The sequence below is a fragment of the Paenibacillus sp. NPDC056933 genome (genome assembly GCF_042674385.1).
Taxonomy (GTDB): Bacteria; Bacillota; Bacilli; order Paenibacillales; family Paenibacillaceae; genus Paenibacillus.
Map to the genome: position 1 here is coordinate 3,016,810 of NZ_JBHUQN010000001.1, position 24,461 is coordinate 3,041,270.

The 24,461-nt window shown below is 48.3% G+C and carries 18 protein-coding genes and 2 riboswitches; of the genes, 15 read left to right on the top strand and 3 right to left on the bottom strand.

The features are described 5' to 3' along the window. Window positions 1-15: 15 nt before the first annotated feature. The 10 genes from ACFTRD_RS13395 to ptsP all read left to right on the top strand — a co-directional run bounded on the left by ACFTRD_RS13395 (window position 16) and on the right by ptsP (window position 13,070). Window positions 16-1,197 (top strand): galactokinase, encoded by a 1,182-nt coding sequence (locus ACFTRD_RS13395; RefSeq protein ID WP_379380512.1) that lies wholly within the window; start codon window positions 16-18, stop codon window positions 1,195-1,197. Between the two features lies 1 nt (window position 1,198). Then, a complete protein-coding gene (gene galE / locus ACFTRD_RS13400) occupies window positions 1,199-2,188 on the top strand; it encodes a UDP-glucose 4-epimerase GalE (RefSeq protein ID WP_379380514.1) in 990 nt (329 codons plus the stop codon). A gap of 15 nt (window positions 2,189-2,203) precedes the next feature. Then, window positions 2,204-3,802 (top strand): UDP-glucose--hexose-1-phosphate uridylyltransferase, encoded by a 1,599-nt coding sequence (locus ACFTRD_RS13405; RefSeq protein ID WP_379380516.1) that lies wholly within the window; start codon window positions 2,204-2,206, stop codon window positions 3,800-3,802. A 273-nt stretch (window positions 3,803-4,075) separates the two neighbouring features. After that, the gene (locus ACFTRD_RS13410; protein WP_062324974.1) at window positions 4,076-5,239 is read left to right on the top strand and encodes an iron-containing alcohol dehydrogenase; all 1,164 of its coding nucleotides are present in this window, start codon (window positions 4,076-4,078) and stop codon (window positions 5,237-5,239) included. 265 nt (window positions 5,240-5,504) lie between these two features. Beyond that, on the top strand, window positions 5,505-6,041 hold the full coding sequence (locus ACFTRD_RS13415; protein ID WP_379380518.1) for an NfeD family membrane protein: 537 nt from the start codon (window positions 5,505-5,507) through the stop codon (window positions 6,039-6,041). A 59-nt stretch (window positions 6,042-6,100) separates the two neighbouring features. Further along, window positions 6,101-7,648: a flotillin lipid rafts scaffold protein FloT gene (locus tag ACFTRD_RS13420; protein ID WP_379380520.1), complete on the top strand. Its 1,548-nt coding sequence runs from the start codon at window positions 6,101-6,103 to the stop codon at window positions 7,646-7,648. A 166-nt stretch (window positions 7,649-7,814) separates the two neighbouring features. Continuing rightward, window positions 7,815-8,669, top strand: a complete 855-nt coding sequence (gene glcT, locus ACFTRD_RS13425) for a glucose PTS transporter transcription antiterminator GlcT (RefSeq protein WP_192270092.1) — start codon at window positions 7,815-7,817, stop codon at window positions 8,667-8,669. A 288-nt stretch (window positions 8,670-8,957) separates the two neighbouring features. Then, complete coding sequence (ptsG, locus tag ACFTRD_RS13430; RefSeq protein ID WP_192270091.1) at window positions 8,958-11,012, top strand: glucose-specific PTS transporter subunit IIBC; 2,055 nt, start codon at window positions 8,958-8,960, stop codon at window positions 11,010-11,012. A gap of 77 nt (window positions 11,013-11,089) precedes the next feature. Next, a complete protein-coding gene (locus ACFTRD_RS13435; RefSeq protein WP_024633102.1) occupies window positions 11,090-11,365 on the top strand; it encodes an HPr family phosphocarrier protein in 276 nt (91 codons plus the stop codon). Beyond that, window positions 11,358-13,070, top strand: coding sequence for a phosphoenolpyruvate--protein phosphotransferase (ptsP, locus tag ACFTRD_RS13440; RefSeq protein ID WP_192272841.1), 1,713 nt, complete (start codon window positions 11,358-11,360; stop codon window positions 13,068-13,070). The genes ACFTRD_RS13435 and ptsP overlap by 8 nt, the downstream gene beginning before the upstream one ends. A gap of 442 nt (window positions 13,071-13,512) precedes the next feature. Here the strand turns inward: ptsP and gcvPB are convergent, their stop codons facing one another. From gcvPB to gcvT, 3 genes are all read right to left on the bottom strand, one after another. Beyond that, entirely contained in the window at window positions 13,513-15,000 is a 1,488-nt protein-coding gene (gene gcvPB, locus ACFTRD_RS13445) for an aminomethyl-transferring glycine dehydrogenase subunit GcvPB (RefSeq protein WP_379381350.1), read from the bottom strand. 95 nt (window positions 15,001-15,095) lie between these two features. Next, window positions 15,096-16,451, bottom strand: a complete 1,356-nt coding sequence (gcvPA, locus tag ACFTRD_RS13450; RefSeq protein WP_379380524.1) for an aminomethyl-transferring glycine dehydrogenase subunit GcvPA — start codon at window positions 16,449-16,451, stop codon at window positions 15,096-15,098. After that, on the bottom strand, window positions 16,448-17,584 hold the full coding sequence (gcvT, locus tag ACFTRD_RS13455) for a glycine cleavage system aminomethyltransferase GcvT (RefSeq protein WP_379380526.1): 1,137 nt from the start codon (window positions 17,582-17,584) through the stop codon (window positions 16,448-16,450). The genes gcvPA and gcvT overlap by 4 nt, the downstream gene beginning before the upstream one ends. A gap of 198 nt (window positions 17,585-17,782) precedes the next feature. Continuing rightward, window positions 17,783-17,883: riboswitch (glycine riboswitch) on the bottom strand. 3 nt (window positions 17,884-17,886) lie between these two features. After that, window positions 17,887-18,009: riboswitch (glycine riboswitch) on the bottom strand. 346 nt (window positions 18,010-18,355) lie between these two features. Between gcvT and gcvH the strand changes: the two genes are divergently transcribed. From gcvH to ACFTRD_RS13480, 5 genes are all read left to right on the top strand, one after another. After that, the gene (gcvH, locus tag ACFTRD_RS13460; protein WP_192270086.1) at window positions 18,356-18,745 is read left to right on the top strand and encodes a glycine cleavage system protein GcvH; all 390 of its coding nucleotides are present in this window, start codon (window positions 18,356-18,358) and stop codon (window positions 18,743-18,745) included. A gap of 516 nt (window positions 18,746-19,261) precedes the next feature. Next, the gene (locus tag ACFTRD_RS13465) at window positions 19,262-20,728 is read left to right on the top strand and encodes a PTS mannitol transporter subunit IIBC (RefSeq protein WP_379380528.1); all 1,467 of its coding nucleotides are present in this window, start codon (window positions 19,262-19,264) and stop codon (window positions 20,726-20,728) included. Further along, window positions 20,728-22,833 carry a BglG family transcription antiterminator gene (locus ACFTRD_RS13470; RefSeq protein WP_379380530.1) on the top strand — a complete coding sequence of 702 codons (2,106 nt, stop codon included), beginning with the start codon at window positions 20,728-20,730 and terminating at the stop codon, window positions 22,831-22,833. Before ACFTRD_RS13465 ends, ACFTRD_RS13470 begins: the two co-directional genes overlap by 1 nt. Further along, window positions 22,830-23,264, top strand: coding sequence for a PTS mannitol transporter subunit IIA (locus ACFTRD_RS13475; protein ID WP_192270080.1), 435 nt, complete (start codon window positions 22,830-22,832; stop codon window positions 23,262-23,264). Before ACFTRD_RS13470 ends, ACFTRD_RS13475 begins: the two co-directional genes overlap by 4 nt. Continuing rightward, a complete protein-coding gene (locus tag ACFTRD_RS13480) occupies window positions 23,261-24,412 on the top strand; it encodes a mannitol-1-phosphate 5-dehydrogenase (protein ID WP_379380533.1) in 1,152 nt (383 codons plus the stop codon). Before ACFTRD_RS13475 ends, ACFTRD_RS13480 begins: the two co-directional genes overlap by 4 nt. Window positions 24,413-24,461 lie beyond the last annotated feature (49 nt).

Below are 24,461 nucleotides of genomic sequence, written 5' to 3' on the forward strand. Positions count from 1 at the left end.
TGGGGTGCAGCAGCAATGAACATAAATGAATTGAAACAAAAGTTTATTGACAAGTACGGAGAGAGTGGAGCGAACATCCGTGTATTCCATGCCCCTGGGCGGGTGAATCTGATCGGTGAGCATATCGACTATAACGGTGGATACGTGCTTCCGGCAGCGCTTGAATTTGGTACCACTTTGATTATCCGTGAGCGTGAGGACAATAAGTTGCAGTTGGCTTCCACCAATATGGCCTATGAAGGAACGCTGGATACGTCTTCCATTGGCAAAGAGAAAACAGGGGAATGGATGGATTATCCGATCGGCGTCATGGTAGAACTGCAAGGCAAAGGTGTTAAGGTATCCAAAGGTTATGACTTCCTCTACCACGGAGAAATTCCGAACGGCGCAGGTCTTTCCTCTTCTGCATCGCTGGAGGTTCTTACCGGGTATGCGATCCAGTCGCTCGAAGGTGTGAATGATATTGATACGGTGCAACTGGCGCTGCTGTCTCAGAAGGCGGAAAACGAATTCGTCGGCGTCAACTGCGGAATCATGGATCAATTTGCTGTAGCCAATGGCGCAGAGGATCATGCAATCCTGCTGATGTGCGACACCCTTGAGTATGAAAAAGTTCCATTCCGTACCGGCGCCTACAAGCTGGTCATTGGCAACACGAATAAACGCCGCGGTTTGGTGGACTCGGCATACAACGAGCGTCGCTCCCAATGTGAGCAAGCACTTTCGATCTTGAAAGAACAACTGCCTGCACTGAACTATCTGGCGCAACTGACACCAGAACAGTTCGTCACACTGCAGGATCACATCAAGGATGAGAAGGTAAGACAGCGTGCCCAGCACGTGGTGGAAGAGAATGCACGTGTACTTGCATCGGTGGATGCACTGCGTGATAACGATCTGGAAACCTTCGGCAAGCTGATGAATGCTTCTCATGAATCCCTTCGTTATCTCTATGAAGTGAGCTGCGAAGAGCTGGACGTGATGGTGGAGGAAGCACAGCGAATTCCGGGAACACTTGGTGCACGCATGACCGGAGCGGGATTTGGCGGTTGTACCGTATCGCTTGTGCATGAAGATGATGTAGAGCGTTTTGTCAGCGAAGTGGGCGCAGCGTATGAAGCGCGTACCAGTCTCAAGGGAGATTTTTATGTGTGTGGAGTAGGCGACGGTGTTAAAGAATTGAAGGAGGCGAAGTAAGATGGCAATTTTGGTGACAGGTGGAGCAGGATATATTGGTTCTCATACGGTAGCGGCTTTGTTGGAACGTGGGGAAGAGGTGGTTGTCCTGGATAACTTGCAGACAGGGCATCGTGAAGCTCTGCTGGGCGGAAAATTGTATGAAGGGGACCTGCGTGACAAGGAACTTCTGGCGAAGCTGTTCGCGGAGAATTCCATCGATGCAGTCATCCACTTTGCAGCCAACTCGCTGGTTGGCGAGAGTATGAAAGATCCCGTGAAATACTATGACAACAACGTGTTTGGCACACTGTGCCTGTTGGAAGCGATGAATGCAGCAAATGTACGTCGCATTGTCTTCTCTTCTACAGCTGCTACTTACGGTGAGCCGGAGAAAGTGCCGATTGAGGAGAGCGACCGGACAGAGCCTACGAATGTATACGGCGAAACCAAGCTGATGATGGAGCGTATGATGTCCTGGTTCGATAAAGTACAGGAAATCAAATACGTCTCCCTGCGTTACTTCAATGCAGCCGGAGCCCATGACAGCGGTAAAATCGGTGAAGATCACCAGCCAGAGAGCCATCTCATTCCACTTGTGCTGCAAACGGCGTTAAAACAACGTCCTCACATCGCTGTGTTCGGTGACGACTATGCGACGGAAGACGGAACCTGTGTACGTGATTACATCCACGTAAGTGATCTGGCGGATGCACATCTGCGGGCTGTAGACTATCTCCGCAAAGGCGAGAACAGCAACGTGTTCAACCTGGGTAACGGTCAAGGCTTCTCCGTGAAACAGGTTATCGAGACAGCGAAGAAAGTAACCGGCCTTGAAATTCCGGTTGTACAGGAACCACGTCGTGCGGGTGATCCGGCTGTGTTGGTGGCTTCGTCTGCCAAAGCAAGATCTGTACTGGGCTGGAACCCGAAATGGACGAATCTTGAGGATGTTATTCAAAGCGCATGGAGCTGGCACCAGTCTCACCCTAACGGCTACGGAAAAAACTAGGAGGCGAACAATCATATGTCACAGACTCATATTGCAGCAGGTGCCACAGAGCGGACACCGGAGCAGCAGGAAGCACTGCATGCCATTGAACGTCTGGTAGCATTTGCCTTGCACAACAAGCTGATTGAAGAAGCGGATCGGGATTACAGCCGTAATCTGCTGCTGGAACAGTTCGGGTTCTCCGAGCCGTATGCCGGGGTATTGAACGAGACGGTGTTGGACGGACCACAACCGTTGCTGGATACACTGATTGATTATGGATTTGAAATTGGACTTATCCCTGAAAATACCGATACGTACCGTGATTTGCTTGATGCGAAAATTATGGGTCAATTAATGGCCCGTCCATCCGAGGTGGTGCGGGCCTTCCGTCATACGGAGCAAACGGAAGGCATTGAGGCGGCTACTTCCCAATTCTATGAGCTTTCGATTCACTCCAACTATATTCGGATGGATCGTATCTCCAAGAATGTGTACTGGACACAGGATACCGCTTATGGCGACATGGAGATTACGATTAACTTGTCCAAGCCGGAGAAAAGTCCCAAGGAAATCGCGATGGCGAAACTGCTTCCACCTCCGGTGTATCCGAAATGCCAACTCTGTCGTGAAAATGTGGGTTATGCCGGTCGGGTCAACCACCCGGCTCGTCAAAACCTGCGTGTGATTCCGCTGGAATTAAACGGTGAACCTTGGTTCTTCCAATACTCGCCGTATGTGTACTACAACGAGCACTGCATTATTTTCCATCACGATCATGTGCCGATGAAATTGACCAAGGACACACTCCGCAGGCTGCTGGCCTTCGTGGGGGAGTATCCGCATTACTTTATTGGCTCCAATGCCGATCTGCCCATCGTTGGCGGCTCCATCCTGACCCATGACCATTTCCAGGGTGGACGTCACACCTTTGCCATTCAAAATGCGAAGCCAGAGGCGGTATTCCGCCATGCAGGTTCGCCGGGGCTTACGCTTAGTCTCGTGAAATGGCCGATGTCCGTAATGCGACTGGCTTCACATGATCCGGCAGAGTTGCTCGAAGCGGGTAATGCCGTTTATGAAGCGTGGAAGGTCTATAGTGATGCTGCTGTGGAGATCGAGGCATTCAGTGAAGTGGACGGAGAGCAGGTTCCGCACAACACGGTTACCCCGATCGTTCGTCGCAGTGCAGATGGTGGATATGAGATGGACCTCGTTCTGCGGAACAATCGCACGAATGATGAGCATCCCGAAGGGATTTTTCATCCGCACCGCGAAATGCATCATCTGAAGAAGGAGAACATTGGGCTCATCGAAGTGATGGGGCTTGCAATCCTGCCAGGTCGTTTGAAAGAAGAACTGGACGGCATCGCGGATATTCTTGCTGGAGATACCAAACTTGCCGAGGCAGCCAAAGCTTCCGATCATGTGTTGAACAAGCATCTGGGCTGGGCGGAAGAAATGATCGAACGTTTCAGTCCCAACCTGACGAAGGAACAAGCCGTAGCTCTTGTACAACAGGAAGTCGGCTTGAAATTCGCCGAGATTCTGGAGCATGCAGGCGTCTACAAGTATGATGAAGCAGGACGACAAGCCTTCCGTCGTTTTGTAAGCAGCATGGGATACACGGAATAAACATGTATAACAAGGAACACCAGCCAAGTTTTTGGGCTGGTGTTTTGGTTTGTGTTGACATGGGAAAATGGACACGGAGTCGTTGTATCCCTTTAACCTGAGCTGGCATCAATTCATATGGCAGAGTATTCGTGCAGTAGGATGTTCCGTCCCCATTTACAAATCGACGGGTTGATATAAAGTGAGTGGCTATCGATTTGTTTTTATATAATCGGGGTACTATAATTGGAGTTGCACTAAAAAATTCTAAACTCCATTGGAGGCGACATAGATATGAGATCATTTCAATTTTATAATCCAACCCGATTGATATTCGGTAAAGGTCAGCTGGAAGCACTAAAAACCGAAGTACCGAAATACGGCAAACGGGTTCTGCTTGTATATGGTGGCGGCAGTATCAAACGCAGCGGTTTGTACGATCAGGTGATCGGATTGCTCAAGGAAGCCGGAGCAGAAGTTACCGAACTGGCGGGTGTGGAACCGAACCCGCGTCTTTCGACTGTGCATAAAGGGGTAGACCTCTGCAAAACGAACAACATCGACCTGATCCTCGCTGTAGGCGGCGGCAGTGTATTGGACTGTTCCAAAGCGATTGCTGTAGGTGCGAAGTATGATGGCGACATGTGGGACTTTGCTCAGCGCAAAGCCGTTGCGCAAGACGCTCTTCCACTCGGTACCGTTTTGACAATGGCTGCAACAGGTTCAGAAATGAACTCGGGTTCGGTGATCACCAACCAGGATACTCAAGAGAAATTGGGCTGGGGCAGCGCGTATTCGTTCCCAGCATTCTCCATTCTTGATCCGGTAAATACATATACCGTTCCTCTGGACCAAACGGTATACGGTATGGTGGATATGATGTCCCATGTATTGGAGCATTACTTCCATTTGGATGCCAACACACCGGTTCAACTCGGGTTCTGTGAGACGATTTTGCGCACCGTCATGGATGCAGCACCTCGTCTGGTCGAAGACTTAGAGAACTATGAGCTGCGCGAGACGATTTTGTACTGCGGAACAATGGCATTGAATGGCGTGCTGAACATGGGTCTTGCAGGGGACTGGGCGACACACAACATCGAGCACGCGGTATCCGCTGTGTACGACATTCCGCATGGTGGAGGACTGGCGATCCTGTTCCCGCACTGGATGAAACATAACCTGGATGTAAATGTCGATCGTTTCAAACGTCTGGCGATTAATGTGTTTGAAGTGAACCCTGAAGGCAAATCGGACAAACAGATTGCAGAGGAAGGCATTGAAGCGTTGAGCCGGTTCTGGACATCCATTGGTGCACCTAACCGTTTGGCTGACTACGATATCGATGACAGCCAAATCGACGTCATGGCAGACAAAGCGATGCTGTTCGGCCCATTCGGTAACTTCAAAAAACTGCAACGTGAAGATGTCGTATCCATCTACAAAGCTTCGCTGTAACATCAAGTACATTGAGATTTATCCTGTCTTTGAACCGCAGGTTTCCTTTCTGGGAAACCTGCGGTTTTTTTTTATGCGTGGCATGATCGCACAAGATAAAGAAAAATGAAGCAATAAGTGAAGAATGTATTGAAAATAACCATTATCGGGCTGAGAATACATTAGAGGAAACATTTTGAAACATTTTGACATTTGCTACGTATTTATTTACATGAGGAATGCCCAGTAAGTATGGAATTGCGGCAGAAGAGAGGAGGAACGGGATATGGAGTCAATCTATTGGGGGTGTCTAATCGGAGGTGCGATATTTGCGGTCGTCAGCCTTGTGCTAGGTGACTTGATTGACGGTTTGCTGGACGGGGCCTTTGAATTGCCTGGCCTTGATTTTTTCAAACCCGTTGTGCTTGCCGGTTCCATTACAACTTTTGGCGGGGCTGGCATTATGCTGACACGTTACAGCTCTATGACTGCCATGTCGGCACTGATACTATCCCTGCTTATAGGTATAGCTGCAGCCATGCTGGTATTCTTTGCTTATATCAAGCCGATGCGTAACAGTGATGTCTCCATTGCATTTTCAATGAAAGAGCTGTCTGGGAAAATTGGTGAGATAACCATTCCGGTGCCAGAAAAAGGGTTTGGTGAAGTCATGATCAAAATTGCTTCTGGTAATACGGTTCATACCGCATCAAGCTTTGAACATCGTCCCATTGCGGCGGGAGCGCGTGTTGTAGTGGTGGATGTAACCGAAGGTGTTCTGCGTGTATCGGAATGGGATGAAGATGTACTTAAAGATGTTTAAGAAAGTTTAACAATAAGCAGTTTAAGCACATCATGAATGAATAAGGGGAGAGATGTGGAATGAATTTAGATTGGGATGTGTTGTTAATTCCTGCAATTGTAGTCGGTGTAATTTTGATTCTTGGTTTGGCTTTCTGGGCGAGGTACAAAACGGTTGGACCGGATGAAGCGATGATCGTCACGGGTTCATTCTTGGGGAGCAAGAACATTTCCGATGATGACTCTGGTCGCAAAATTAAAATTGTTCGTGGCGGCGGTGCATTTATTTTGCCCGTGTTCCAGCAATCTGAGTTTATCTCGCTGTTGTCCCATAAGCTGGACGTCTCTACACCAGAAGTATACACGGAACAGGGTGTACCGGTCATTGCCGATGGTGTCGCCATTATCAAGGTTGGAAGCTCTGTAGAAGACGTGGCCACTGCAGCCGAGCAATTTATTGGTAAGCCTGTTGAATCGTTGAGAGGCGAAGCACAGGAAGTTCTGGAGGGGCATTTGCGGGCCATCCTCGGAACGATGACGGTGGAAGAAGTATACCGTAACCGGGATCGCTTCGCGCAAGAGGTTCAAGGTGTAGCTGCCAGAGATCTGAAAAAAATGGGGCTGCAAATTGTCTCTTTTACCATCAAAGATGTTCGTGATAAACAAGGCTATCTGGATGCCCTCGGTAAACCGAGAATAGCAGCTGTCAAGCGGGATGCCGAAATTGCGGAAGCGGAAGCGATGCGGGATGCGCGTATTCAGAAGGCCAATGCGGAAGAGCAGGGGCAAAAAGCCGAGTTGCTGCGTGATACGAATATCGCTGAAGCTGCCAAAGAGAAGGAACTGAAAGTAGCGACGTTTAAACGGGATCAGGATACGGCGAAAGCGGAAGCTGATCAGGCGTACCATATCCACGAAGCACGTGCGAGACAAACCGTGGTGGAAGAAGAGATGAAGGTTGAACTTGTTCGTAAAGAACGTGAGATTGATCTGCAAGAGAAAGAAATTATCGTACGTGAGAAGCAATATGATGCTGAAGTGAAGAAAAAGGCAGAAGCCGATCGTTATGCGGTGGAGCAGGCTGCCGAAGCGGATAAAGCCAAAAGAATGCGTGAAGCCGATGCGGTACAGTACTCCATTGAAACGCATGCGAAGGCGACTGCCGAGCAGAAGCGTCTTGAAGGTCAGGCCGTGGCGGATGCAGAGCGTGCCAAAGGTACAGCGGATGCAGAGGTTATTCGTTTGCGGGGTCTGGCGGAAGCAGAAGCAAAGGAGAAGCTGGCAGAAGCGTTCCAGAAGTTTGGCGAAGCTGCCGTACTCGATATCATCGTCAAAATGCTGCCTGAACTTGCTGGTAAAATTGCGGAGCCGATCTCGGCAATTGATAAACTTACTGTTGTGGATACAGGTAAAGGTGAGGGTGCAGCACGTGTAAGCAACTACGTAACCGAGCTCATGGCTACGGCTCCAGAGATGCTCAAGAGCGTCTCCGGTATTGATGTGGAGCAATTAATCAAAGGACTGACTAAGCCCAAAACATCAGCACCTATTGCCGTTCAGCAAAGTGAGCCTGTAACCACACCGTCCATAATCGATAAGATTGTGGAAAGAGCTGGCGTTGACGAGTAAGAGATGGTCTCATCATGCACTCGTGCTCTATTGACCTTAAGGCGAATTTTTGTTACTTTTTAAGCGAGACGTCCGGCGCGATTTGCCCGCTCCGGATGTCTTTTCGTTTTTACTAGGGTGTGAGTGAATCATACCTATGATGGTGTGAAAAAAAGAGGTGCAAACATTGAGTAGCCTGCATGTAAACAAAGCGCTAAATAATAATGTAATTATTGCACAGCATCCTGACCACGGGGAAGTCGTCGTGATTGGTAAAGGCATCGGCTTCAACCGGAAAACCAATGACATTATTCCACTGATGGCTGTGGAGAAGATGTTCATTTTGAGAAATCAGCAGGAGCAGGAGCAGTACAAACAGCTTCTTCCACAGGTGGATGAGGCGTTGATCGAGATTATTAACGAAGTCATTACGTATATTGCAGAGCGTACGGACGTTCCACTCAACGAGCATATTCATATTGCTTTGACTGATCATATTTCTTTTGCTTTAAAACGCAAGGAACAGGGAATTGTCATTCAGAATCCTTTTCTATATGAAACCCGTGAGATATATCCAGACGAATATCGGATGGGAGAGTACGCTGTCCGACTGATCAAGGAGAAAATGAGCGTAGACTTGGGATTAGACGAGATTGGCTTTATCGCACTCCATATTTACAGTGCGATGACGAATCAGAACATAACTCAGGTGCGTGAACATTCCCAATTGATCACTGATTTGGTGAATCTGGTTTCTGACCAACTCGACTATTCATTTGAAACGGAATCTCTCGATTACTCCCGTTTGTTGACTCATCTTCGTTTTGCCCTTGAGCGTGTACGTCGGGGAGACAAAGTCGAAGAACTCCATAAATTGGATTCTCTGTTGAAGTTGGAATACCCTGAAATGTACTCGCTTGCATGGAAACTGACGAAAGTAATGGAGAAGAGACTGAATCTTCCGGTATATCCTGCCGAAGTGGGGTATCTGACGATTCATTTGCAGCGTCTGAATCAAAGGAAAGAAGAAGACAACAAGTGAAATATTTCCACAGGTGGAATTCCAATTTAAGAATTTTTGTGTAAAGGCTTGCACTGAATTTGAAGTGGTGCTACAATGGTTCCGTAATCAAGCAACTGAATAAACATAAGCGACGTGTTACTGATTCGATCAGGCATGAGTTATTAGAGTGTGATTGTTCTTACCTTATACAGGGTATGCTATACCCGAAGGTTGGCACAGTTCACTTTATTAATTCATGCCTTTTTTGTTTTTCCCCTTGCTTGCATCACAACATATAATCTTAGACGAAAGGGTGAATACGAAGCGATGTTTAAAAAGCTTTTTGGTGTATTGCAAAGAGTTGGTAAGGCACTTATGTTGCCGGTGGCGATTCTGCCAGCCGCAGGTTTGTTGCTCGGAATTGGTAACATGCTTGTTAATCCGGACTTTCTGCAATATGCAACGGCACTGGACACTCCTTGGGTGAATTCAATTGCCACGATCATGATGAACGCGGGTCAGATCGTATTTGATAATCTGGCATTGCTGTTTGCCGTCGGTGTAGCAGTCGGCTTAGCCGGAGGCGAAGGCGTAGCAGGTCTTGCGGCCATCATCGGTTATCTGGTTATGAACGTCACATTGGGTACTGCCGTTGGCGTTACACCGGCTATGATTGGTGAAGTACCGGGTTATGCCAGTATTCTGGGCATCCCTACATTGAGTACAGGCGTGTTCGGAGGTATTATCATAGGTATTGCCGCCGCGCTATGTTACAATCGGTTTTTCAAAATCGAGTTACCTTCTTACCTGGGTTTCTTTGCAGGTAAACGTTTTGTGCCGATCATCACTTCAGTCGTTTCCCTCTTAATCGGGTTGCTTCTGGTGATTATCTGGCCTCCGATTCAAAATGGATTGAATGCCGTATCTCACTTCATGGTAGATACAAGTCCGACATTGTCGGCATTCATTTTCGGAGTCGTGGAACGGTCATTGATTCCGTTCGGTCTTCATCATATTTTCTACTCTCCATTCTGGTTTGAGTTCGGAGAATATGTGAACAAGGCTGGAGACGTCATTCGTGGGGACCAGCAAATCTTCTTCAATCAACTGCGTGATGGTGTGAACCTTACAGCGGGAACATTCCAAGTTGGTAAATTCCCGTTCATGATGTTCGGTTTGCCAGCTGCGGCACTTGCGATGTACCATGAAGCAAGACCGGAGCACAAAAAATATGTTGCAGGAATCATGGGTTCAGCTGCGCTGACATCGTTCCTTACAGGGATTACAGAACCTCTTGAATTCTCGTTCCTGTTTGTGGCACCTGTATTATTTGCAGTACACTGTATCTTTGCAGGTTTGTCTTTCATGACGATGCAAATTCTTGGCGTCAAAATCGGGATGACGTTCTCCGGTGGATTCATTGACTTCCTGATCTTCGGAATCATTCCGAATCGCACTCCTTGGTGGGATGTTATTATCGTAGGTTTGATTCTTGCGGTGATCTATTACTTCGGTTTCCGGTTCATCATTCGCAAATTCAACCTCAAAACACCAGGACGTGAAGAGGCTACACCTGAGACATCTTCCGGTGGAAGTTCAGGATCAACGGATGAGCTGCCACACAATATCCTTGCCGCCTTCGGTGGACAGGAGAATATCAAACATCTGGATGCATGTATTACTCGTTTGCGGATTGAAGTGAACGAGAAATCCAATGTTAATAAAGATCGTTTAAAACAATTGGGTGCATCTGGCGTACTGGAAGTGGGTAATAATGTACAGGCCATCTTCGGTACACGTTCAGATACAATCAAATCGCAGATGCAGGATATCATTGCAGGACGAACCCCGGCACCTACACCAGCTGCTGATGTCACACCAACTCCTGAAGAGGAGAAGGCACAGGGAGCAGAAGGTGAACGCATTATTGCCGAAGATATCGTCATGCCAGTAAACGGTGAATTGATGGATATCACAAACGTCCCTGACCCGGTTTTTGCTGAAAAAATGACAGGTGATGGTTTCGCTGTTCTGCCACATGATGGTACCATTACATCGCCGGTGTATGGTAAAGTGTTTAACGTATTTCCAAGCAAACATGCCGTAGGTATTATGTCTGACGGTGGCAAGGAAGTGCTTGTTCATATAGGTGTAAACACGGTGAAGCTGAAAGGTCAAGGCTTTAACGTGCTTGTACAGGAAGGCGATCTGGTATCGGCAGGCCAACCGATCATGGAAGTCGATCTGGAGTATGTAAAAGCTAACGCTCCTTCGATCATTTCACCAGTCATCTTCACCAACCTGCCAGAAGGGTCAACAGTCACCCTCAAGAAGAGTGGTGTGCTCAAAGTTGGCGATCAGCCAATTATTGAGATAAAATAAGAAGTGTTATCCCAATGGCAAGCAAGAGTTAATATATGCAATGCCTAAACCAAATTACTGAAAGTGAGATGATTGTAATGCAACAAACATTCAGAATTACAGACGAAGATGGTATCCACGCACGTCCGGCGACAGCCCTGGTTAATACAGCAAACAAATTTAAAGGTGCAGAATCCTTTGCAGAAGCTAACGGTAAAAAAGTAACATTGAAATCCATCCTGGGCGTTCTTTCCCTCGGTCTGGAACAAGGTGACACCATCAACATCATCGTTGAAGGTGAAGGCGAAGCGGAAGCTCTTCAAGCGCTGACTGATGTTATGGTTAACGAAGGGCTGGGCGAAATTAATGCTTAATGTCTCCGGGATCGCGGCTTCGGCGGGTATTGCTATCGCCAAGGCGTTTATCTTGGAGCATCCCGACTACTCTGTAGAAAAACGCCAAATCAACGACGTTGACGCAGAGATCGCAAAACTCGACTCAGCGCTGGGCAAGTCCCAGGCTGAGCTTGAGGCGATCAAAGAGCGTACTTTACAAGAGCTTGGCGAGAAAAAAGCTGAAATTTTTGCTTCGCATTTGCTCATTCTGAATGACCCGGAACTTATTGATCCGGTTAAAGCGAAAATTGCTGATGAGAAGGTTAATGCAGAATTCGCATTGAACGAGACCGCATCGCAATTTATCTCCATGTTCGAGAACATGAAGAGTGCATACCTGCAGGAACGTGCGGCTGACATGCGTGACGTTACCAAACGTGTGCTGAATCACTTGCTTGGTATCGACTTCATGAGTCCGGCTGAGATCAGTGAAGAAGTGATCGTGCTTGCTGAGGATCTGACGCCTTCCGACACAGCTCAATTGAACCGTCAATATGTTAAAGGTTTTGCAACCAACATTGGTGGACGTACTTCTCACTCGGCAATTATGGCTCGTTCTCTTGAAATCCCGGCTGTTGTGGGAACCAAGGACATTCTGGCTCAAGCCAAACAAGGCGATATGATTATCGTTGACGGTCTGGATGGTCATGTTTTGGTTAATCCAACGGATGAGGTCATTGCGGAGTATCGTTCCAAACAGGAGCAGTATGATGCACAACGTGCCGAGTGGAGAAAACTGCGTGACGAACCAACCGTAACAGTGGACAACGTTCATGTTGAACTTGCAGCCAACATCGGTACACCGAATGACGTTACGGGTGTTCTGGAGAACGGCGGCGAGGCTGTAGGTCTGTACCGTACCGAATTCCTGTACATGGGCAGAGACAAGCTCCCTTCCGAAGACATTCAGTACAATGCTTACAAAGCGGTACTGGAAAAAATGGAAGGCAAACCTGTTGTAGTTCGTACACTCGACATCGGTGGAGACAAAGAGCTTCCATATCTGGATCTGCCAAAAGAAATGAATCCATTCCTCGGCTTCCGCGCAATTCGTCTGTGCCTGGACCGTCAGGATATTTTCCGTACACAATTGCGTGCCTTGTTGCGTGCAAGCGTACATGGTAACCTGCGTGTTATGTTCCCAATGATCGCAACACTGGGCGAATTCCGTGAAGCGAAGGCAGTCCTGCTCGAAGAGAAGGAAAAACTGGTAGCTGAAGGTATTGCGGTATCAGACAGCATCCAACTGGGCATCATGGTCGAAATTCCTTCGACAGCAGTTCTTGCGGATCAATTCGCCAAAGAAGTTGATTTCTTCAGTATCGGAACGAACGATCTGATTCAATACACCATGGCTGCTGACCGTATGAATGAGCGTGTCTCCTATCTGTACCAACCTTACAACCCTGCCATTTTGCGTTTGGTTAAGATGGTAATCGATGCAGCGCATCGTGAAGGGAAGTGGGCTGGCATGTGCGGAGAGATGGCTGGAGACGCAACAGCAATTCCATTGCTGCTCGGTCTCGGATTGGATGAGTTCAGCATGAGCGCAACCTCCATTCTGCCAGCTCGTAGTCAGATCACCAAGCTGTCCCGTGCGGACATGCAGGAACTGGCTGCCAAAGCTCTGGATATGCAAACGGCTGAACAAGTTGTTGAATTGGTTCAAAGCATTCAAGCGTAATGTAATTTTATGGGGTTTCCACCCGATTTTAAGGGTTTCTTTTTCCGATAAAAAGCTGCAGTCGTGCAGCTGTTTTGCCGGTATCTGTTGTTACAGCAGATACTGGCTTTTTTTGTTCTCAAGTATGTATTTCTTATACTTGCGACAAGGGAGCCCAATTGTTACACCTGACCGAGTTAGGGCAAGAAGGATCTGGGGAATTGGAAGGCCTACACCGGACTTCAGTCGGCAGTCGAGCTGCGTGGTCGGTACATATGCTTTGTTCTATGTTTGTAGATGGAATAATAATAGGAGAAGACAAAATGACAGCCGCGCAGAGCACAGCTGTCATTTTGTCTTTATGGTCTGTATATATTCCGTTAGAATTATCATTTCTAATCTTCAGCACTATCATCCAAGAGTAGTGCGGGTATTGAAATTACGATTCGGTAATAGTCAGATTTTAACTGCAAGCGCAGTTCAGTACAGGTTTACGGGCTGCTGTAGTTTCATCCAGACGGGTAACCGGTGTGCCATAAGGGGCATTGAGTACCAGTTCAGGGGTCTCTTCTGCTTCCTTGGCAATGCGAATCATCGTATCGATGAACCCATCAAGTGTTTCTTTGCTCTCGGTTTCCGTCGGCTCGATCATGATGCACTCCTCAACGTTCAGCGGGAAGTACACGGTTGGCGGGTGATATCCAAAATCAAGCAAACGTTTGGCGACGTCCAGTGTGCGTACACCATACTGTTTTAATCCCCGGCCAGACATCACGAATTCATGTTTGCACACGCCTGGATACGGAATCTCGTAGTAAGGAGCAAGACGTGCCATCATGTAGTTGGCGTTGAGCACCGCACATTCCGATACACGGCGCAAGCCTTCTGGTCCATAGGTACGAATGTAGGCATAGGCACGCACCAGAATACCGAAATTGCCGTAATACGCTTTGACCCTGCCAATGGATTGATCCCCTTCGCGATCGAATGCATACATACCTTCATCCGTTTTGATGACCATCGGTTTTGGCAAAAACGGAATCAAGCGGCTCTTCACGCCAACCGGGCCGGCCCCAGGTCCACCTCCGCCGTGTGGAGTACTCATCGTTTTATGCAAGTTCAGATGCACTACGTCGAAGCCCATATCTCCAGGACGGGTAATACCCATAATGGCGTTGGAGTTGGCTCCATCGTAGTACAGCAGACCGCCAGCCTGGTGCACAATGGAGGCAATCTCCTGAATGTCTTTTTCAAAAAGTCCGAGTGTGTTCGGGTTGGTCAGCATCAGCGCTGCGGTATCCGAACCAACAGCTGCGCGAAGTGCGTCCAGATCTACCAGACCGTCTGCGCGGGATGGTATCGTTACCGTTTCGAAACCTGCTACGGTTGCACTTGCCGGGTTGGTCCCATGAGAAGAGTCAGGAACGATGACTTTTGTACGCTGTTCACCACGACCTTCATGGTAGGCACGGATCATCATGAGCCCAGTCCATTCGCCATGTGCACCAGCAGCAGGTTGCAGCGTAACAGCATCCATGCCCGTCAAGCCTGCAAGGTCATTTTGCAACGTGTAGAGCAGTTCAAGTGCACCCTGAATACTGGATTCGTGCTGATATGGATGGATTTTCGCGAATCCGTTATAACGGGCGACATCCTCATTAATCTTCGGATTATATTTCATCGTACAAGAGCCGAGTGGATAGAATCCGTTATCTACCCCGAAGTTGCGACGGGAGAGGGCAGTGTAGTGACGAATGACGTCCACTTCAAAAACCTCAGGCAACGCTGCTGCTTCCGACCGCAGCATTTCCCGGGGAATCAGCGAATCGACAGCTTGCCGGGGAACGTCACATTCTGGCAAGGAATACGCGACCCGACCGGGACTGCTGAGTTCAAAAATCAACGATTGCTCTGGTGCTGGAGAGGCAACCTGAGTAGTGACTGTTGTGATAGTTTCAGATTGACCCGAAGTGGACAAAGAGGCTACCGTTTCCGATTGTCCTTGTAATGATGTCGTCGTCGTTGTCTTTGTTGTCGTTTCCTGAGTCACAGCGATCCCTCCAATACACGTGCGAATTCGTCTATCTCTTCCTTGCTGCGTCGTTCGGTAACGGCAATGAGCATATGTCCGGCGAGCTCGGAATACTCTCTTCCAAGTTCATACCCGCCAATGAAGCCGGCATCGAGTAATTTCAGTTGCAGGGCATCGACATTCGTTCCTTCAGGCAGTTGGACAACAAACTCATTGAAGGTAGGTACAGTAAACGTAAGAGAAACCCCTGGAATTGCGGTAAGCGTGTTAAGGGCATAATGGCTCTTTTGCAAATTCAAATCAGCGACGTCGATCATGCCTTGTTTACCCATAATGGACATATAGACAGAGGCGCTCAGCGCGAGCAGAGCCTGGTTGGAACAGATGTTGGACGTCGCCTTTTCACGGCGAATATGCTGTTCCCGTGCTTGCAGCGTGAGTACAAAGCCACGCTTGCCGTTGCGGTCCGTGGTCTGGCCTACAATTCGGCCAGGAATCCGGCGCATATGAGCCTGGGATACGGCGAAATATCCGCATGTTGGACCGCCGAGTGAAGCGGCGATGCCAAGAGGCTGCGCGTCGCCAACGACGATGTCAGCACCCAGCTTGCCTGGGGCTTCCAGCAGACCCAGTGACAGCGGGTTGGCACTGACCACGAGCAGACCCTTGTGCGCATGCGCCAGGTCTGCGGCCTGTTTTACATTTTCCACGGCGCCGAAGAAGTTCGGGCTCTGAATCATAACGGCTGCGGTGTCATCGGACACGGCAGCTTGCAGGGCATCCCAGTCTGTTACACCATTTTGGTACCCGATCTCAACAATCTCCAAATTGAGGCCGTGTGCATAAGCTTGCAATACCTGACGGGATTCAGGGTGCACGGTACGTGATACAATCAGCTGTTTGCGGCGGGTTGCCGCTGCGGCCAGATTGCCTGCTTCCGCAAATGCAGTTGCACCATCGTACATGCTGGCATTGGCTACAGCCATGCCTGTTAACTCACAGATGTAGGATTGAAACTCGAAAATCGCCTGCAATTCTCCTTGGCTGATCTCGGGTTGATAGGGCGTATAGGCAGTGTAGAACTCGGAACGGGAGATGACATGATTAATGACAGAGGGAACGTGGTGATCGTAAATGCCTGCGCCCAGGAAGCTGGCGTGTGTCTCGAAGTTGGCATTGGCTCCCGCTTGCTTCGACATATGACGTGTCAGTGCATATTCATCCAGTTTGGAGGAAACGGGCAGTTCACCCTGATAGCGAATCTCCTGTGGAATGTCATGGAACAGATCCTCCATCGTTTCCACGCCGATGGTTGCCAGCATGGCACTCTGATCCTGCTCGGTCATGGGAATGTAGCGGTGCTTGCTCATGCTTGATCAGCTCCTTGAGTAGGTGTCTTTGGTGCACGTGTCCGTTTATGAAAAGGGGTCTTCACAACCTCGGCTTTCAATTTCTTGCCTCGGATCTCAATCTCCAGCGGGGTACCCAGTGCAGCATATTTGCTGTCAATCAAGGCCAGCCCCAGATTGCGTTTTAGCGTAGGCGATTGGGTGCCTGTAGTCACTTCACCAATCTGTGCGCCTTCGGCGTAAATCGGATAATGGGGGCGTGGAATGCCGCGTTCCAGTACTTCGATACCGACCAGCTTGCGGGCAGGCCCGTCATTTTTTTGTCGCAATAAGGCTTCATGTCCGATAAAAGGTCCGGCATTCAGCTTCACAAACATGCCCACACCAGCCTCCAGCGGCGAGATGGTTGCAGACAATTCCTGCCCATACAGGGGAAGCTTGGCTTCAAAGCGCAGCGTATCCCGGGCACCCAGTCCTGCCGGGACAAGTCCATGACCTTCTCCCGCCTGCATCAATCCATTCCAGACGGCAGCGGCCTGTTCGGCAGGAACATAGAGCTCAAAGCCGTCTTCACCGGTATATCCGGTGCGGGATAACAGCAATGTAACCCCACATACCTCCGCATTCGGCACAAAACGGAAGGGCTCTATCGAAGACACATCGGTATCTGTCACCGTTCCGAGAATGTCCACTGCCAGCGGACCTTGCAGAGCAAGGAGCGCCGTCTGATTCGAATCATTGGTCATTGTTACGCCTGGCATCATGTGCTGTTGCAGCCATGCCCAGTCCTTATCGATGTTGGATGCGTTGACCACTAGCATATAATGCTGGTCTTGCAGTTTATAGATCAGCAGATCATCGACCACGCCGCCATCCGGATAACACATTAACGTGTATTGGGCTTGACCGGGAACGAGTGTTGTTACATCATTGGTGGTCATGTGCTGTAGAAAAGCTTCCGCGTGTTCACCTTGGACAGTGAATTCACCCATGTGGGATACATCAAACAGTCCGGCACGTTCTCGCACCGCTTCATGTTCTTTCTGAATTCCGCTGAATTGTACCGGGAGCTCCCAGCCGCCAAAATCAATGCATCGTACGCCTTCATATTGCTGATAGAGTGGAAAGAGTGGGGTTCTAAGCAAATCGGACATCCAATCACCTCGTCATGGGCCGTCAACCGGCCGAGTGTATAACCGTGGAGCAATGAATCTGGCATCAACTTTTATTATAAAAGTAAGGTAAAGACGCTATAGGCAGCGCCGCTCTATAACCTGTTTTCGTTTTTTTTGGGAAAAAGGAAAAGGACAGGCCAAAGAATCGGCATGCCAGAAGCACGCTGTATTCTTAGGCTCTGTCCTTGGTACCTGAGAGTTACCCCGCCGCATGATGCAGCAGGTTTCCCCTTGGGTGATCGTAACGCCCATACAGGGCGAATAGATGCTCTCCAGAGTTGCGTCCCGTAAAAGTCCTTTTGCCTGAGAGATTCACCTCCGCTTGTCGGTGGTTTACTCCTTCGGCGTTACCGCATGTACACCCTGATTCGGGTGTCAAGGGTAATCTCTCCCTTTACATTCATCCGCGGGCATTGCATAGACCAATAAACACATTTACTACTCTCATTAAAGCCTGAATCGACTATTGATGTCAAGAACGATATCATAGAAATTAATAAAAAATCCGAATGATATTTTCAATTTATTTTATAACGTTCGTCTATTTATAAAGAGTGCGCTTACTTTTCTAATATTCACCATTATATGTAGGGAGTGTTCATTTGAGTTACAGGCATATAAGAAAGAAAATCAAATAATTTGTGAGGTATCTTGACATTTGATTGGGAAATATCATACGCTATGTTCTGGGAAAAAGGTTAAGGTCAAAGAAGCGCATGCACTCATTAATGAAAAGCGAGGCGGATATCGATGAGCGAATTGAAAAGTGATTTCCTGTACAGTGAAGAGCACGAATGGGTGCAGACCGTAGGGGAGGATACCGTACGTATTGGCATTACCGAATTCGCGCAGCATCAGCTGGGTGACATTGTGTTTGTTGAATTGCCTGACCTTGAATCGGATGTAAAGGCGGAAGACAGCATTGGAACGATTGAATCCGTCAAAACCGTTTCGGATTTGTTTTCTCCTGTAAGTGGAACCATTGTGGCTGTAAATGACGCATTGCAGGATTCCCCGGAGCTGGTTAATAACTCTCCATATGAGGAAGGCTGGATGATTGAGATCCGTGTTGAGGGCGATCTGACAGCAGCACTGTCCACATTGATGAATGCGGACGCATATCGTAAACACACGGAATAATATTATTTTACATTATTTTACGAATTCCAGGGTGAAGAGCTAAGCTAGAGCTTGATACGAACGCCCGTTTAACGTGAAAAGAGTAATCCATTGAAATATATGCAGTTAGTGATACTGATGATTTTGACCATAGTTTAGGCGCAATTGCTTCATCTGAAACAGGATGAGCAGCTGCGCCTTTTTTCTGTTATTCGCGCAGCATGCATGTGGCATATATTTACATTTTATACGTCATTAAAATGGGGTTCTTCGTGGGAATGATACGTGAAAGGGAATATGACAGAGTCATTTCAGTTAAAAGGTTAAATAAATCGGACAATCCTTCAAATTTAAATCTTGTCATCAACGTTCATGACGGAAGTAGGTTTTCATTTCGTTGTAGAAGATACCGTTTTCATTTACGATATGTTTGTGAAATGAAGATTTATTTCAGATTTATACCTTGTTCGTCTGGATCATCACCATTGTCAAAAATTCAGTGGAATGAAGGTTTAATATGTTGAGGAGGTTTTCGATATGAGTTCAGTGGACGCAAAATCCGAAAAAAGCGGAGGAATACGGGTCGGCGTTCAGAAGTTTGGACGTTTCCTGAGCGGTATGGTTATGCCGAACATGGGTGCATTTATCGCCTGGGGTCTGATTACGGCATTGTTCATTCCAAAAGGATGGTTCCCTAACGCAGATTTTGCATTGCTGGTTGATCCAATGATCAAATATTTGCTGCCTTTGTTGATCGGTTACACAGGCGGTACCATGGTACACGGCCAACGTGGTGGTGTAGTCGGTGCGATTATGACCATCGGGGTGATTGTCGGCAGTGACATTCCGATGTTTCTTGGTGCCATGATTGCAGGACCATTGGGAGCCTGGGTCATTAAGAAATTTGACAAGGCTGTCGAGGGCAAAATCAAATCTGGATTTGAGATGCTGGTTAACAACTTCTCCGCTGGTATTATTGGTGGGATTTTGGCCCTTCTGGCCCTTAAAGGCATCGGTCCTTTCGTTGAAGCGATTAGCAAGGTGTTATCGGCCGGGGTAGAAACTTTGATGAATGCCGGTCTTCTCCCGCTGGTCAATCTGATCATTGAGCCAGGAAAAGTATTATTCCTGAACAATGCCATCAACCATGGGATTTTGACACCGATTGGTACAGATCAAGCAAGAGAACTGGGTCAATCCGTTTTATTCATGCTTGAATCCAATCCAGGACCTGGACTCGGCATTTTGCTGGCCTACTGCTTCTTTGGTCGGGGATCAGCTAAATCTTCCGCTCCAGGTGCTGTAATTATCCATTTCTTTGGCGGGATTCACGAGATTTATTTTCCTTACATTCTGATGAGACCGATACTGATTCTGGCTGCGATGGCTGGTGGTGTAGCAGGTACATTGACCTTCATGCTGACAGGAGCTGGCTTGGTTTCAGCACCGTCACCGGGAAGTATTATTGCCTACTCGTTGTTAACACCTAAGGGTGGATATTTTGGCATGCTGGCAGGGGTAGCTGTAGCAGCAATTATCTCCTTCCTTGTGGCATCCGTACTGCTCAAAACAGGTAAACAGAAAGACGACGAAGATCTGGATAGTGCTTCTAACCGTATGAAGGATATGAAAAACCAGGGCAAAACGGGTAACCTCACCGTTGATAAAGACAATCGGGAAGCTGACCGTGCAGCCGATATTGCTTCTTCGGCAGTAAAAACGGATATCAATAAAATTGTATTCTCCTGTGATGCAGGTATGGGTTCGAGTGCCATGGGAGCTTCGATTCTGCGGAAGAAAATGAAGGCAGCCGGTGTGGATGTCGCTGTAACCAACACGGCAATCAGTGAAATTCCGCAAGATGCCGACATCGTCATCACACAGAAAACATTGACAGACCGGGCCAAAACGGTGGCTCCAAATGCAGAGCATATTTCCATCGATAACTTCCTGAAGAGTCCTGAATATGAGGCACTGGTGGAGCGCCTCAAATCCGACTCCTGATGAGCAATATTACAAGGAGACAGCGTGAAATCGTGGAGTTCCTGCTGGAGCACCCGCATGAGGTAACTGCTGGCGAAATAGCTGTTGCGGTCAAAGTGAGTACCCGTACCGTACATCGGGAGTTGCAGATGATTGAACAGTGGCTTGAGCCCCTTGGCATGAAATTGGAAAAAAAATCGGGAACCGGGGTCCGAATCGATCCCGGTTCCGATGATCTGGCTGTATTGCGACAACAACTTGAGCTGAACGAATATGTGGAGTTTACGCCCGAAGAGCGTAAACTCTTCATGCTTTGCATTTTGCTGGATGAAGCTGAGCCTGTGAAGTTGCTTGCACTGGCCTCAGATCTGAAGGTTACGGTGTCTACGGCAAGCAATGATCTGGATGACCTTGAGCCACGTATTCTCCAGGCGGGATTGAAGCTGGTTCGCAGGCGCGGATATGGGGTCAAGATCAATGGAAGCGAAGTGGCACATCGCATGGCTATATCCGCGCTCGCTCTTGAATACTTGGATGAATCCGATTTGTTCGGGAGACATGTGGAGCAGGGAGTCTCTAAGGTAAACAGCAAACTTCTGGGAATGATAGGGCATGAGGATGTACTTACAATAGAAAATGCGTTGTGGCAGCCGGATATCGATTGGTTGGAAAATATCCCGGAGCGGCAATACATGAAGCTGTTGATTCAATTGTCCGTAGCGGTTGTTCGTATCCGCAAAGGCTTTGGCATTGGGCGGAGCCTTCATCAGGACAATAAGAACGGCGGATATCTGCTGGATGGCGAGAAGAAGGTACCGGAATACTTGGCTTCCCGCTTGTGCGGTGTTCTGTCTGCCCAGCTGGGGCTTGAGTTTGCCAAAGAGGAACAGGCATATTTTCACAGGTTGCTGATTGAAATTGAGCATTCCATTCATTCCTCGCGTCTGCTGCCTGTAGACGATTTGGTCTTACTCGATATGGTTCGTTCCCTCACAGATCGGATGCAGGAGAAGACCCATTATTTGTTCCATGAGGATCGTCTGCTCCGTGAAGGTCTGATTGCCCATATGGAGCCGGTGCTGGAACGCATGAAGGGGCGTCAGCTCATCCGTAATCCGTTGCTTCAGCAAATCCGCAAGGATTATGAATCATTGTTTGAGGATGTAAAAGAAGCGGTCCAACTGGCCTGGCCCAATACGGATGTGCCGGATGAGGAGATTGGATTTCTGGTTATGCACTTCGGTGCTTCCATTGAACGGCTGCGGGTGCTGAAGCGTGAAGTCAGGGCTGTCGTCGTCTGTACGAGCGGGATCGGATCTTCACGGATGTTATCGAGCCGTCTGTCCAAGGAAATTCCCGAAATTCGAATTGTGGACAGCGTGTCATGGTATGAAGCTGCACGTATTCCCAAGGCGGAATATGACCTGGTTCTCTCTACAGTCGATCTGCCAATGGATAAACATCAATACTACAAGGTAAGCCCACTGCTGACAGCAGAAGAGAGTGAACGCTTAAGGCATTTCATCAGGACAACGACGCTTCAGCGGGAACATAGTCCCCCACCTGAAGCAGATTCAAGGACAACAGGCCGTATCGCCGATCCGGTGGGACTGGAGACCACACTGATTGAAATCGTGCAGATTATTGGTAAATTTCAGGTGTTCCCGCTGGATAATCAGGAGATCGGATTTTATGAAACGGCCAACGCCATGTGCAACGTGTTGCATCAATCCGGTGTGTTGAATAACCCAGAAGAGATTGCCAGGCTGCTGGAGGAGCGTGAAGCAGTTGGAAGCCAGAAAATTCCGGGGACTTCCCTCGCGCTGTTCCATACACGCAGTGATGGCATTTACAGGCCTTCGATCACGCTCTTCCAGTTGTCAGAGCCGCTTCTGCGCACCCCCGAAGACCCGGCAGGTGTCAGTCACGTGCTCTTGATGCTTGGGCCCAGAGAGTTGTCCAAGGAAAGCTTGGAGGTACTAAGTGAGATCAGTGCGCTGCTGTTACAGGAAGAAATGATTGCATTACTTGAAAAAGGGAATCGGGATGATCTTATTCATTATTTATCCCAAGAGCTGGCGGGATTTTACCGCAGCAAAATCGAAATTGGAGGTATACAAAAATGAGTGTGTTAACGAAAGATAAAGTCATCATGAATGCAACGGCTCAGGACAAATATGAAGCGATTCGCATGGCAGGTCAGATTTTGAAAGACGCTGGACATATCACCGCTGAATACATTGACAAAATGCTGGAGCGTGAAGAAATTGTCTCCACGTATGTCGGAAATGGACTGGCAATTCCACACGGCACGAAGGAATCCAAATCCTTTATCCTGTCCACAGGTATATCGGTGATCCAGTTCCCGCAGGGTGTTGATTTTGGGGAAGAAAAAGCATATATGGTGATCGGTATCGCCGCTCAGGGCGGAGAACATATGGAGATTTTGACCAGCATTGCTGTGATCTGTGCGGAGGAAGAGAACATGGAAGCACTGCGTCAGGCCAAAACTGCCGAAGAAGTCATCACCATTTTGGAAAGTGAAATGGAACTATGAAGGCCCTTCACTTTGGAGCAGGTAACATTGGACGTGGCTTCATCGGTTTGATCCTGTCCCGTGCAGGATACAAGGTAGTATTCTCGGACGTTAATCAGGAGCTGGTTACGGCTTTACAGCAGCGCGGAGAGTACACCGTTGAACTGGCTAACGAGGCCAAGGACCTGGAGAACGTCACTGGTGTGAGCGCAATCGATGGAACCAATCTGGATACCGTTGCTCAAAATGTTGCAGAAGCTGAACTGATCACAACCGCAGTGGGTGTAGGCATACTGAAACATATTGCTCCCGGTATAGCCAAGGGTCTTACGGCCAGACTGGGAACAGGTGATGTCTTCGAGCCTCTTCACATTATTGCCTGTGAAAATGCAATCGGAGCCAGCACTCAGTTGAAAGAACATGTATATGGCTTGCTGGATGAGCATATCCGCAAACTTGCTGATCAGTACGTATACTTTCCAGATTCAGCCGTAGACCGGATTGTACCGATTCAGCATCATGAAGATCCGTTACATGTACAGGTAGAGCCTTTCTATGAATGGGTTGTTGACCGTTCACAAATGGCTCCTGCGTTCAAACCGGTTGAGGGTGTAAGGTATGTTGATGATCTGGAGCCTTATATTGAACGGAAGCTGTTCACCGTAAATACAGGACATTGTATTGCCGCCTATATTGGATATGTGAACGGGTATGATACGATTCAGAAGGCTATCGCCGATGAAAAAGTAAAATCCATCGTATATGGTGCTTTGCAGGAAACCGGGGCAGTTTTGGTGAAGCGTTTTGGTTTCAATGCGGATGATCATCAGCTGTACATCGCCAAAATATTGGAACGGTTCGTTAACCCGCATCTGACGGACGAAGTAACTCGTGTAGGACGTTCACCGCTGCGGAAACTGTCCCCGAATGACCGTCTGGTTCGTCCGGCTCTCCAGGCTTACGAGTATGGAACGGAGACAACCCATCTGGCGATGGGTATGGCGGCTGCGTGCAAGTTTGACATTCCTGAAGATCCGGAAGCGCTGGAACTCCAAACTACGATCCAGCAAAAAGGGATTGAAGCAGCACTCGGCCAGTATACGTCCATGGATGAGAGCCATCCTGTACTGAAGCAGGCTGTAGAGCACTATCATCAAATGAAAAAATAAAAATTTTCATTCCAATACAACGTAATATGGACAGAAGAAGAGCCTCACA